The organism is Rhodospirillaceae bacterium, from assembly GCA_040219235.1.
GTDB lineage: Bacteria > Pseudomonadota > Alphaproteobacteria > Rhodospirillales > Rhodospirillaceae > WLXB01.
Genome location: JAVJSV010000008.1, coordinates 111,255 through 124,059, shown reverse-complemented (window position 1 = coordinate 124,059; position 12,805 = coordinate 111,255). Strand labels below are relative to the sequence as shown.

General features: G+C 53.4%; 10 protein-coding genes. 6 read left to right on the top strand and 4 right to left on the bottom strand.

All coding sequences use genetic code 11. The features are described 5' to 3' along the window. Nucleotides 1-22: 22 nt before the first annotated feature. Nucleotides 23-1,051, bottom strand: a complete 1,029-nt coding sequence (locus RIC29_03710; protein ID MEQ8734005.1) for a formylglycine-generating enzyme family protein — start codon at nt 1,049-1,051, stop codon at nt 23-25. A gap of 212 nt (nt 1,052-1,263) precedes the next feature. Between RIC29_03710 and RIC29_03705 the strand changes: the two genes are divergently transcribed. Further along, on the top strand, nt 1,264-2,019 hold the full coding sequence (locus tag RIC29_03705; protein MEQ8734004.1) for an SDR family NAD(P)-dependent oxidoreductase: 756 nt from the start codon (nt 1,264-1,266) through the stop codon (nt 2,017-2,019). Between the two features lie 109 nt (nt 2,020-2,128). After that, entirely contained in the window at nt 2,129-3,439 is a 1,311-nt protein-coding gene (locus RIC29_03700) for a toll/interleukin-1 receptor domain-containing protein (protein MEQ8734003.1), read from the top strand. Nucleotides 3,440-3,660: 221 nt separating this feature from the next. On the opposite strand, the gene RIC29_03695 is transcribed toward RIC29_03700, so the two are convergent. After that, the gene (locus tag RIC29_03695) at nt 3,661-4,557 is read right to left on the bottom strand and encodes an FkbM family methyltransferase (protein MEQ8734002.1); all 897 of its coding nucleotides are present in this window, start codon (nt 4,555-4,557) and stop codon (nt 3,661-3,663) included. A 178-nt stretch (nt 4,558-4,735) separates the two neighbouring features. Between RIC29_03695 and RIC29_03690 the strand changes: the two genes are divergently transcribed. The 4 genes from RIC29_03690 (at nt 4,736) to RIC29_03675 (ending at nt 11,258) form a co-directional block, all read left to right on the top strand. Then, entirely contained in the window at nt 4,736-6,256 is a 1,521-nt protein-coding gene (locus tag RIC29_03690; GenBank protein MEQ8734001.1) for a tetratricopeptide repeat protein, read from the top strand. Nucleotides 6,257-6,578: 322 nt separating this feature from the next. Next, nucleotides 6,579-8,048: an NAD(P)/FAD-dependent oxidoreductase gene (locus RIC29_03685; GenBank protein ID MEQ8734000.1), complete on the top strand. Its 1,470-nt coding sequence runs from the start codon at nt 6,579-6,581 to the stop codon at nt 8,046-8,048. 133 nt (nt 8,049-8,181) lie between these two features. Next, nucleotides 8,182-10,473, top strand: coding sequence for a molybdopterin-dependent oxidoreductase (locus tag RIC29_03680; GenBank protein MEQ8733999.1), 2,292 nt, complete (start codon nt 8,182-8,184; stop codon nt 10,471-10,473). Then, nucleotides 10,473-11,258 carry a helix-turn-helix domain-containing protein gene (locus RIC29_03675; GenBank protein ID MEQ8733998.1) on the top strand — a complete coding sequence of 262 codons (786 nt, stop codon included), beginning with the start codon at nt 10,473-10,475 and terminating at the stop codon, nt 11,256-11,258. Before RIC29_03680 ends, RIC29_03675 begins: the two co-directional genes overlap by 1 nt. Nucleotides 11,259-11,268: 10 nt before the next feature. Here RIC29_03675 and RIC29_03670 read toward each other — a convergent pair whose 3' ends face one another. After that, a complete protein-coding gene (locus tag RIC29_03670) occupies nt 11,269-11,610 on the bottom strand; it encodes a hypothetical protein (protein MEQ8733997.1) in 342 nt (113 codons plus the stop codon). A gap of 9 nt (nt 11,611-11,619) precedes the next feature. Continuing rightward, nucleotides 11,620-12,801 (bottom strand): methyltransferase domain-containing protein, encoded by a 1,182-nt coding sequence (locus tag RIC29_03665; GenBank protein ID MEQ8733996.1) that lies wholly within the window; start codon nt 12,799-12,801, stop codon nt 11,620-11,622. Between the last annotated feature and the right edge of the window lie 4 nt (nt 12,802-12,805).

Below are 12,805 nucleotides of genomic sequence, written 5' to 3'. Positions count from 1 at the left end.
AGTGACGCGTTCGCCCGCCCCCTCAGTCGTTGAGTTCACGCACCAGCCGAAAGCCCGTCGCGCCGTAGCGCGTGTCTAAGTTTTGGCCGCGCACACGGTGGGCCGAGCGCACTGTCCAGGGAAAGCTGAACCAACTGCCGCCGCGCACCACCACACCCAGTTCGCACGCGTTGTCGCGCCAGGCGGACCCATCGGTCGGCGCGCCGTCATAGTTTTCGTGGAAACAATCGTCGATCCACTCGCCCGCATTGCCCAGCACCCCATGGAGACCAAACGCGTTGGGGGCAAAGGCATTCACGGGCGCGGTGTAGATGTAACCATCGTTGCAGTTAAACGGGGTGAAGTCATCGTAATTGGCGGGGCGGGAATGCACCGCTGCCAGGCTTGCGTCGGCCACATTGGTATACTGGCAGCTGTCATCAATATTGTTGCCCCAGGGCCGGGTGGTTGAGGTGCCGGCGCGGGCGGCATATTCCCATTCGGCCTCGGTCGGCAGCCGATAGGTTTGGCCGGTGCGTTCCGACATCCAGGCCGCAAACGCATTCACTTCGGCGAAGTCGACACACACCACCGGATGATCATCGGTTTGCGGAAACCCGGGGTCGCGCCAAGATTTACCCTCTTGCACAACCCAGCCCGCCATTTCGTCGTAATTATCGCTGGTGGAATCCCAGGCCCAGCATTTGGGGCCGGTGGGAAAATCTGTCTCCGCGACAAAACGGGCGTATTCGCCGCGGCTGACTTCGTACTTGCCGATGGCAAAGGGTTTTTCAAACACCACTTCGCGGCGCGGCTGCTCGAACTTGGCAAAGTCGAACGGCACCTTCGGTGGCGCGGGCACTTTCTCGCGCGTGCGTTCTTCCGCGGTCGAGCCCATCACAAAAGACCCGGCGGGCACCACCACCATCACGGGGCAGGTGTCACAATCTTGGATCACGGCTGGCTGCTCTTGTTGTGCCGCTGCGGTGTGGTTCAAACCCGAGATGGCCAAAAGCACCAGAAAGGCTGTGCTGCATGCGGGAAGGAAAAAAATGCGAAGGACCGACGGCATTGGGAACATCCTTATCTGAGGCTTAAATCATGATCTGAGTGCATAGGAAACAGCTTAAAGCCTTGCGATTGCGAGAGTCCACAAAAGTGGCAAGACACAACACCCTTACCTGGCACCGTTGCCTTCGCTTGCGCCCGCCCGGTAAGGTCTACGCCTCAACGCAAAACATCGGCCGGACCACCACATGAATTTCACCACATGAGAAAAGCCCTATGAAACTTAAAAACAAAATCTGTCTTGTTGTCGGCGCCAGTTCCGGCATGGGGCGTCGCACCGCCATGGAGGCGGGTCAGCAGGGCGCGCATGTTATTCTCGCCGCCCGCCGCAGCGAAGATTGCGACGCCGCTGCGCACGCCATTTGCGCTGCTGGGGGCGCGGCGGAAGGGCTGCAGCTGGATGGCACAGATCGCGCCTCTGTCGCCGCAGCGTTTAAAATCATCGACGATAAACACGGGCGCTTAGACTGCGCCTTTAACAATTTGGGCAGTGCCTTTGGCGACTCTCCCCTGCACCAAACCCCGGTCGAGCGGTGGGACGATACCATCGCCGTCAACCTGACCTCGGTGTTTAATCTCATGCAGGCCGAAGTGCCGCTGATGCAAAAAAGCGGTGGCGGGTCCATCGTCAACAACAGCTCCACCGGCGGTATTCGTGGCGTCAAAAACATGGCCGATTACGCCGCTGCCAAATGGGGGCTGGTGGGCCTGACCAAATCCGCGGCGCTGGAGTACGGCGACGACAACATCCGCGTGAATGTGATTGCGCCGGGCATCATCACCACCGAAAAGGCCGAGAAAATTCAGGCCAGTATGCCCGAGCTGTTTGACACCCTGCGCAACCAAATTCCCGGCAAGCGCTTTGGCGAGATGCAAGACATCGCCAATGTGGTGACCTGGCTGATGAGCGATGACGCCCGCTATGTTAGCGGTGCGGTCCTGCCGGTTGATGCAGGGAAGACTGCGGGTTGAGAACGATTGATCACACATCCGTCACGGCTAGGGTAAAATTGGTGTAGTGGGAGCTAGGGACATGTTAAATTAGGTAATAATTTTTCTTGCCTTGCGAGTCATTGGTAAAATGTCTGCACCAAAAGTTTTCATATCCTACTCGCATGATAGTGAAGAGCATAAACAGTGGGTGCTCAATCTAGCCAAGTTACTTTTCCAGAACCATGTAGTAGCCATTATTGACCAGATCGAACTCAAATTGGGTTCTGATTTGCCAGCTTTTATGGAACATCAAATTGCAGCGGCTGATAGAGTTCTTGTGATTTGTACAGACGAATATCTTGAGAAAGCTCAGCGTGATACTGGCGGTGTTGCATTTGAAAAGCGTATTATTTCGTCTGAACTATTCTCAAATAGCGCTCCCGCACGATTTATTCCAATTATACGAAATACTACGGGTGGTGCGAAAATACCGAAGTTCATGGGAGGTATGGTCCACATAGACTTTAGCGACGACAGTGAAACAGCATTTAGTAACAACTTTGAGAAGTTGTTAAGAGACATCCACGGTGTCCCTCTCGTGCCTAAACCCGAACTCGGCCAGAACCCCTTTCTCAAGCATGAGTCAAAAGTTTCGTTTTCTGATCATTGGCAACCTAAAAAGATAGACCTAATTCGCTTAGTTGACATGCTTAAGCACGACCCTGATTACGAGGTGAATGTCGAATGGCCAGAAATAATAGACATAATTGATAAACAGTTAGAGTTGCTCCGCTTAGACATTGAAAACGAAACGTTCACACCTATCAAAACTCCGGCTACGAGTGTTTATGCGGACACGATAGAATTGATTCGTACGTTGCAAATTTGGAAAACACGGATATCAACTAGGCTTCTTTCAATATGCGAGGGCATGAAGCCAGATAGTTACTCAACAGAGAGCATAGCTGAGGTTATGTTAAAGTTCCTCGGTACCTCAAACTGGTACATTCAATATACCAGTATTGAGTTTATTCTCCGCTCTCGCGGATTAGACTCAGAGCATGCAAAGAGTTTTGACGAAACTCATATTCAGTTACTGGGTCTGTACGCCGACTGTAATACCTACGGGGCGTATGCGCGTTTCATTGGACTGGCGGACAACTATTTAGTAGCGGTGGTTAGAGGGATTGGAAATTACAGACCCAGTGAGCCTGGATACTATGTGGTTGGCCCTCCTGATGTAATACGAGAGTCCTACGAGCAATCTAAGCGGACTTCTGGTACCTTGTTGGATTCATACTTTAGCGAATGGTTCATGCCACAGATCGAAGCGAGTAGTGTAAACCCTTATTTGCCAAGCTCTTACAATGAGACCGCTTTCGAGTACCGTGAAAATATGTATGTCCGGCGAGTGGAAGATCCCGATCACAACGTGGTGTTAGAAGACTGGTGGTTATGAGAAGCTTTCAGCAATGTGGTGACCTGGCTGATGAGCGACCACGCCCGCTATGTTAGCGGTGCGGTCCTGCCGGTTGATGCGGGGAAGACGGCGGGGTAAGGCGTGCAGAGATCATATTGACCTGAAAGTCACGGCTTCTGGTTAGAGCTGGTTTACGCGGCTTTTTTCGATTTTTCCTCCTTGTTTATTTTTGGGTAGGGGCAGTCCTTCTTTGAAGACAGTTAAGGGCGTTCGTAAACTTGCTGAAACGAACTTACTATTTCAGAAATTGATGCCTCATCTCGTCGTGTCAGCCAGATGTTGCGACTTTCCCCAGAGCTGTCCTGGCGCCCGCGGCCAAAAGTGTTTGTGATGGACATAGCGGATTCGTCTATTTCCAATATTGTCCAACCGGCTGTTGTTAACGTGGAATTGGTTTGTTGTGACCAAGGCTCTAATTGTTCCGTCAGTATGTCACTTACTGAACCATAACCGCAGAAGGCCAGCGCGTTAATAAGTTCTTCTTCTATACCCTCGACGTCAATTTTAATTAAGGTTGGTCGCTCCTGATTCTGAGATACTAGTGTTCCAATGAATTGGGTGGCAACATTGATCTTATATCCGGCCCTCTGCAATAAGCTCGAACCGGATGTAATCGCCCAATGTGCAGAGTTAACATATAGAGATGCTGTTGGGTTTTTGTCGGCAACTATCGCCTTATTGATACAGTGATTAGCTGAAAGTTTGTTGGCTCTAATGTTAATCAACAATCGAGAGTAAACTATCGGGTGAGGTTCAAAAGACCAGACTATTAAGTTCGGATTAGCTTGGTTTGCCAAGAGGCTATAATAACCTGAATGGCTACCTATGTCACAGGCTACATTCGCACCCTTACACAGCTTTGCCCACAATTGAGATGACATTGGCTCAAAGTGGCCCCTCCAAAATAATCTTGCGGCGACTAAGTCATCTCCTTCACAGATGAACATCTCAAAAGAAAGACTAGGGCCTACCGAAGCAGAAACGAATCCAGAGAATGTCGGTTTCTGCAGCAAAGATTGGAGATCGTTGGGCTGCACATAGTCAGCCCGATTTCTTAAGTTAAGAGCAGTGTTATAATATTCTTCCGTGCTTTTCATTATCACTCTACTGATGTTAATGAGCGTTAGAGAAGTCCCATAGCAAAATCAATAAAACGTATTATCTTTTTTTTCGCTAATTTTTAGCAGTGTTTGAGGGCGCGGCATGACCGGCGTCTTTGTAAGACGCGGGTCTTAAAAATAAGTTTTTCCAGATGAAAATCAGGACCATTGGCAGTTGATAGGTTTAGATAAACTAAGACGTGCGGTAGCTTTTCACCAAAATGGTGAGCTGGATGAAGCACGTGAACTGTATTCTAAAGTTTTGCTGGAGTCTCCCAATCATTCAGATGCCCTCCGCCTACTTGCCGTGCTTGAAAATAGCTTAGGTAATCACCAAAAAGCTCTCGCTCTATTAAAAACAGGGATTAAGAGCTCACCAGATAATAAATTACTACTTTTTACGCGCGGAATTGTATTAGCGGGAATGGGTAATTTTGAGCATGCTAAGGCAGCATATGAAAAAGCGATTGCGGTTGATCCCAACTTCAATGACGCCAAATTAAACCTCGGAGCGCTACTCCAACAGGAAGAAGATATTGAAGGCGCGTGCGCCCTCTATCAAGATATGTTGTCAGGGTTGCCAAACTCTCGATTAGCGTTATTCAACCTTATGCGTGCTCTAACAAACCTATCCTCGGTGCGGGAACTGACTGACCTTGAATTAAAAGCCCTGGTTTCCGGGAAGGATATGTTGCTTAAAGCTGACCCAGAAATGCTTCAGCTTGTGAGGAAAGACACGGTTACGTATCTTGGAAGGCTAGCCAATAGCTTCAAAACTCTTAAGCAAGAAGAGCATTTTCAGGAGTGTCTTAATGGGATTGTCCAAGCGCCTACCCAAACTGTAAACGATCTTCGCATTAAATCCTGGGCCTTATTCGCAGTCGGCAATTTAGATGCCGCGCTGGAAATGGTTGCAACTGTTAACAATACTTTGCCGCTCCATAGAATGGGGGCTCTTTTGGAACGGAACAAAATTGGAGCGCTGAGGGCCTTACCAAAGGTAGACGGTTCCTGGCCTAATCCTTCCAGTAATCCGGTCGTTTTTGCCGCCGCTACCGCTGATTATGTTAGCTTGTTTGGCGTTAAGTTCGCGTCATCGATTTTGAGAACATCAGCTGCGCTAGATGTCCACCTACATATTCTTAATCCAGACGATACGATCTTTAAACCGGCAGAAGAGTTTCTTGATCTCTCAGGTGGTCGGTTTACCTGGACAACAGAAGACGTTGGCGAAAGAGACAGGGCTGTTTATGCAAGTAGAAGATTCTTAAGGCTTCCTGAAATACTTCAATTCTGTCAAAGGCAGATTATCTGTTTGGATATAGACTCAATTGCCAATGACGATATTGGTCATGTGATTAGTTCCCTGGTACCGTTTGATGCGGTTACATATGATAGGCCAAATGAGATTTATATTAATCAGCAAGTTGCTGCTGGATTTTTGGCAGTGTCCCCCACTGATTTTGGGCTTCGTTTTTCTAACCTGATTGCGTCTTACATAAATCATTTTGAGTCTCGCGGAGAAGAAAAGTGGTATGTTGACCAGATGGCAATATGGATGGCCAAGCTTTGGTTTCAGGATTATGAACCAAGTGGTCGAATTAAGTCTGCTCCGACGAACTTCTTAAACTGGGATAAGTCGTCCCAAAGTGGCCTAATATCAACCGCGAAGGGCGGTGATAAAAACTGGATTTGATGGCCAAGGATTAGCTTCCGCAATTGGATTATTGCTCTCCCACCACGAAACATCCTTACCGAAACGCGTAACACTGTTGTGCATGAGCTCGTTTCGCATGAGTCTAACCCATTGATTTCATTATATTTAGGGTGTCGTGCATGGGCTCGTTCCAAGATTACCCCGGGGTTGGAATTTTTTGGGTCTTTTTTTGATGCCTTTTTCACCCCTTTTAAGCCTCCTGCATCATGCCTTTGATTGCCAGTGAGGGCTCCTGTCTCCTAGACTTCGGCCAAGATGTCTTCCTCGTCTTTGCACCTGCCGCCTCCTTAGGAGCTAACCCATGACCACCGCATCTCTGCTACGCGCCAAGGCGGCCCTCTCCCGACGCTCTGCCCTTCACGGGGCTGCTGTGACGGGTCTTGCCACAGGTCTGGCTGCCGCTGCTTTACCCCGCAGGGCCCGCGGCGCAACCGAGGTTGATGTGCTGGTGGTCGGCGCGGGTCTGTCCGGTTTGTTTGCCGCCACCATGCTCGAAGATGCGGGCGTGTCTGTCGCTGTGGTCGAGGGGCGGGATCGTGTCGGCGGGCGCGTCTACACCCTCTACGACATTCCCGGAAAGCCCGAAGCCGGAGGCGAGGTGTTCGGTGCCTATTATGCCCGCTGCCTCGATATGGCGACCCGCTTGGATTTGACCCTGCAAGCGCCCCGGCCGCGCTCGCAGGCGGGCGACGATGAGTTGATGATCAACATTGGCGGTCAGAACATCATGATCCCTGAGTGGGCCGAGCATCCCCTGAACCCGCATCCGGAGGACCTCAAAAGCAAGACGCCGTGGCAAGTGTTTTTCGGCGAGCTGCCCAAAGACAATCCCATGCAAAACCTCGACGACTGGACCGATTCAGATTTCGCCGCGTTCGATATCCGCTTTGCCGATTACCTCAAAGCCAAGGGGTTCAACGAGGAGGCCATTCGTCTGCAGGAGGTCAACAGCGCCTATGGCAATACGGTCTATGACGTCTCCATGCTGCACATTTTTCACTACTTTGTGTGGATGCAGTTGCACGCTTCGGGCGGCATCCGCACCCAAATTGCAGGCGGCAATGAACGTCTGCCCGCAGGTATGGCGGGGGCGTTGAAGTCGGAGGTACGCCTGAACAAACCGGTCAGTGCTTTGGTGTCAGATGCCACCGGGGCCGAAGTGATTTTCACGGATGGCAGTAAGCTGCGCGCCCGCAAAGTCATCTGCACTTTGCCGTTTAGTCTGCTCCAGGAAATCCGTATCGAGCCCGCCTTGCAGGGCCGCCAGCGCGAGGCGGTTCAGACCTTGCCCTATTACAAGACCTTCCAAATTCACTACGCCATTGAGCGCGAGTTCTGGAAAGACGATGGCCTGCCGCCCTCCATGTGGACGGACTCCGCCTTCGATCGTCTCAACCTGTTGCCGGAAGAGGACAGCGATGCTCCGGCCTGCTATCTGGCCTACGTCAACGGGCGTCAGGCGGCGCGACTGGATCGCCTCGGCCTGGAGGGGGCCGAGCGTCTGGTGCGCTCTGAAATAGAACGCCTGCGGCCCGCCGCCAAAGGGGCGCTCAGGCCATTGCGCGTGCACTCCAATCAGCGCGACCCGTTCATCGGCGGTTCCTATGCCTATTGGCAGCCGGGCCAGCCTCTGATCCTGCCAGACCCCATGGGCCAGCCTCACGGCCACATTCATTTTGCCGGGGAGCATCTGGCCCGGGTCAACCGGGGCATGGAAGGGGCCATGGAATCTGGCGAACGTGCCGCCTTCGAAGTGTTGGATTCCCTGTAAAAGGGACCTATATCGCCAAATATCGCCGTCAGAGTCTGGGCCAAGGGACAGGTTCTGATATATACTTGCGGCAACTCACAGTTTTAGCGGCGTTTCCATAAGACAGAGCGCCCGTCATCGACAGGAGACTCAGGTGAACACATACGTCACGCCAGACAGCCTCGCATTTGGAACCCCGGATATGAGCACTGATATGAACACAGGCACGAGCCCCTCTGCCTCCCGGCGCTCAGTCCTCAAAATGACCGGCGCTGCCAGCGGTGGCCTGGTGATTGGGTTCGCCCTCAAGCCAGACACCAAAGGCGTATTCGGCTCTGCCGATGCTGCGACAGGTAACGCTGCGACAGGTGAGACTGCATTTGCCCCCAATGCCTTCCTGGAAGTGAATCCCAACGGTCGGATCCTGATTTACTCTAAGTCGCCTGAAATCGGCCAGGGCATTAAAACGGCCTTCCCGATGATTATCGCCGAAGAACTGGATGCCGCCTGGGATGACGTCGATGTCGGCCAAGCGCCCATCAATCCGGAAGTTTATGGCCGTCAGAGCGCTGGTGGGTCCTTCTCCATTAAAGGCTCCTACGATCAACTGCGCGCCGCCGGGGCGACCGCGCGCGCCATGCTGGTGTCCGCCGCTGCGCAACAGTGGGCGGTCGAAGCCGCCGCTTGCAAAACTGCCGATAGCCATGTGACTCACCCGGATGGCGAGACCCGCGTGCACTATTCAGAATTGGCCGCGCTGGCGTCTGAAATGCCTGTGCCGGACGCTGAGAGCCTGACCCTGAAAGACCGCAAAGACTTCAGTCTCATGGGCACCTGGGTCGGTGGTGTTGAAAACGACAAGGTTGTCTCGGGTCAGCCGCTGTTTGGTAGTGACCAAGTGGTGCCGGATATGGTTTACGCTACCTATACAAAATGCCCCGCGTTTGGCGGCACCGTCGCCTCGGCCAACCTGGATGAAATTCGCGCCATGGACGGCGTCCTTGATGCCTTCGTGCTGGAAGGCACTGGTGTTGATGTCGAGGTCATGCCCGGCGTGGCCATTATCGCCACCTCCACCTGGGCGGGGCTGAAAGCCAAAGGCGCTCTGGAGGTCGAGTGGGATGAAACCAACGCGGCCAAAGACAGCTGGTCGGCCTCATTAAAACAGGCGAAAACCCTCGCTGGCACCAAGGGCGCCAACGAAATCATCACTAAGGGCGATGTCGATGGCGCGATGAAAAATGCCGCCGCCACGGTCGAAGCCTTTTACAGCTATCCGTTTTTGGCGCATGCGCCCATGGAGCCGCAAACCACAACCGCCTGGCATCGTGGCGATGAAGTTGAAGTCTGGGCACCGACCCAGACCCCAGAGCGGGCCTTAAGCACGGTTGCTGAGGTTTTCAATCTGCCCACTGAAAAAGTCACCATCCATCAAATTCGCGCGGGCGGCGGCTTTGGCCGTCGGATTTACAATGATGTTGTCGCCGAGGCCGTGGCCATCTCGCAAAAAGTCGGGGCGCCTGTGAAGTTGCAGTGGACCCGTGAAGACGACACCCGCCACGACTTCTATCGCGCCGGCGGTTTCCATCATATTTCCGGGTCAGTCGATGCCGATGGCAAAATCTCGTCGATCCGCGACCATATGGTGAGTTTCACCACCAATGGCGAGCGTGCGGTCACCGGTGGCGGGCTTCGTGATGATGAGTTTCCAGTGCCGCTGATCGAAAACGCTGAATTGAGCCAGACATTGTTGCCGTGGAAAACGCCGTGCGGGGCGTGGCGCGCGCCTGGCTCCAACGTGTTTGGTTTTGTCTACCAGTCGTTTCTGAATGAACTCGCCGTCGCTGCAAACCGCGATCATGTAGAGTTTTTGCTTGATATGTTGGGTGAACCCCGTTGGCTTGATCCTGGCAATACGCGCACCCTTGATACGGGTCGGACCGCCGATGTGATCAAACTCGCGGCGGAAAAAGCAGGTTGGGGCAAACCACTGCCCGCTGGTCATCATCTGGGGCTGGGCTTCTACTTCAGCCATGCCGGTCACTTTGCTGAGGTGGCAGAGGTCAGCGTTGATGCTTCAAATTCCGTGAAGATTCACAAAGTCACTGTGGCCGGGGATGTTGGTCCGATCGTCAATATGAGTGGGGCGAAGGCCCAGTGTGAAGGCTCCGTTATTGATGGCATCAGCGCCATGATGGGCCAGCAGTTGGCGATTGAGAACGGTCGCATCAGAGAGGGGAACTTCGATGCGTATCCCATTCTCAAAATGGCTGATGCCCCGGATGTTGAGGTTCATTTTATTCAGTCGGAACATGCCCCAAGTGGTCTGGGTGAGCCTGCGTTGCCGCCACTGGCCCCTGCGGTTTGCAACGCCATTTTCGCGGCGACCGGCAAGCGCATCCGGACCTTACCCCTGAGTGATGAAGGGTTCTCCGTCTCAGCTTAATGCCAGACACGCACGACCGGACTGAGGACTCTTCTGGCGGGACCAAGACCCTCCAGACGGTGACCCGGGCCATGGCCATCCTCGAGCTGATCAGCCGGGAGGGTCCGCTCAACGTGACGACGATCGCAAAGGCCATCGGTATTTCCCGCTCGGCGTGCTTGCGCATTTTAAAAACGCTGATGGCCAGTGGTCATATGGCCAAGCCTTCCGGTGGCCGCACCTATTTTCTGACCGAGCGTATTCTAACGTTGTCGTCGGGCTATACGCGCAATAATATCCTCGCCAATGTGGCCGAGCCGATTATCAGGGCGGCGGCCGAGCAAGTGCTCTGGCCCTTGGTTCTGACGGTTCCCGCAGGCTCGGAAATTTTGGTGCTGGTGACCACGGAGCCGGAGAGCCCACTGGCCTTGCAACGCATGACCGCCGGCTATCGCATCGCCCTGACCGATACCGCCTCGGCACGCATCGTCTTGGCAAAATCTCCTGATGAAGTGTGCCGGGAATACCTCAACACGGTCAGATCGTCCGAGATTATGGCCCCTGTCGCGGGCGCATTTGCTGAGGACGTAAAGCGTGCGCAGAAAGACGGCTTTGCCTTTCATCAAGTGCCCGGCTCGCGTGAGAAGTCTTTGGCAGTGGCCATTCGTATTGATGGCGCAGCGGTCGCAGGATTAACAGCGCGGTTTATTGCCTCGGCGCTGTCGGACACCCAGGCCAAAGCTGAGCTCCTGCCGGTGCTGCAAGATACGGCAGGTCTCATCAGCAAAGCTCTTGCAGCGCATTAACTCGGGCCGATTAGATATCGTCGCCTGGCTCGTCTTCCGGAATGGCTTTCTCGGCTCGCTCCGCTTGTTGCAGCAGCAGATAAAACACGCGGTCGCTAATGTCCTGCCGCAAAACTTCCCGCTGGTTTGCGGCTTCTTCATCGGGAGAGTAGGTGTGAACCTCTTCTTGCTTCAGGATACCTTTCGCCTCCAGCAGACGTTCAACCGCATCCAGGCGGTGCCGCGTGACCAGCAGTTCGTTCAAGAGGGAGACATTCATCGATAATAGAATATCGTTGGCCTCGTCCTCGAACATCATCGGACGTGGACCTTTAGCAACGCGCGGCAGCCGCACTTTTTCGTCTGTGCCCATGATTTGGTCCTATTCCTTGATGCCGATGATGTACGCCATCCCCAGCGGCGATCCCGCCGGTGCGCCGTATCCCACGGCCCGCGAGGTTTCAATCGCGGCGTCAATTTTGGCCTGGTCTTTGCCACCCTTCACCTGAGAAAAATCGCGGATCACGTTTTCAGACAGGAACCCCGCATCCGTTGCGACTTTCTTCAAGTCGAGTGTACGGTACTTGGTCCAAAACGGCTCGTTATTGTAATGCGTTTCGTTGGTGTAGATGAACTGCCGATAGGGGTCGATTTCGTTCAGTTGCGGCAGATCCGCATGGATCATCACGCCACCCGGCTTCAACAACCGATGACATTCTTTGATGATCGCGGGCCAGGCTTTGGTCGAGGTTTCATGGGCTAGAATGTTCGACGTGATCAGATCAAAGCTGGCATCCTCAAATTTGGTGTGTTCGGCGGATTGCTGTGAGAAATGAATTTTGAGGCCCAATGCTTCCGCGCGGGCATGGCCGTAGCGCAGCAGGGCGGGTCCAACATCAATCGCATGCACCTCAGCGTCTGGCCAGCGCTTCACATAGGCGGCTGTGCTGTGCCCGATGGTGCAGCCCATATCGAGAACCTTTTGGGGGTTCAAATCGGGGAACACTTCATCCAGGTAGCCACAGACCATGCGGCCGGCCATGTCGGTCATGCCGCTGCTGCCGCTATTATAAATATGTATTGAGCGGTCGTAGATTGCACCTGCCGAGATATCATCGTCACAATTTTCAGCAGCGAACCCGCCCGGCTGGCAATGAATATCCACAGCGGTGATGTAGCGGGGCAATTCCAGCGTGGGGTCCAATTCCAAAGAACCCAGATTCTGGTTCATCTCTTTCGACTTTTCAATCAGATCCGGTAATTGTTTTTCCAAGGACGGGATCAGAGATTCGTACATCAGTTCCTGAACCACCCGATGGAAGCCCATTTGGAACTTCATATAATTGTCTTTAAGCATTTCTTTGCGAATCTGACGGTAATCATTCAACGGTTCGCCGGTCTTCTTCTCATAAGTCGGCTTAATCTCGCGATAGAACATTTCCCGGCTGCCCGCCGCAAACTTACGCAACAAGGATTGCCTTAGGGTCCGGACATTGTTTTGCCGCTCAGCCTCATCGTGGCTGCGGTTGGTCATCATCGCGTGTTCGTGTTGGACTTCGGCCATTTTC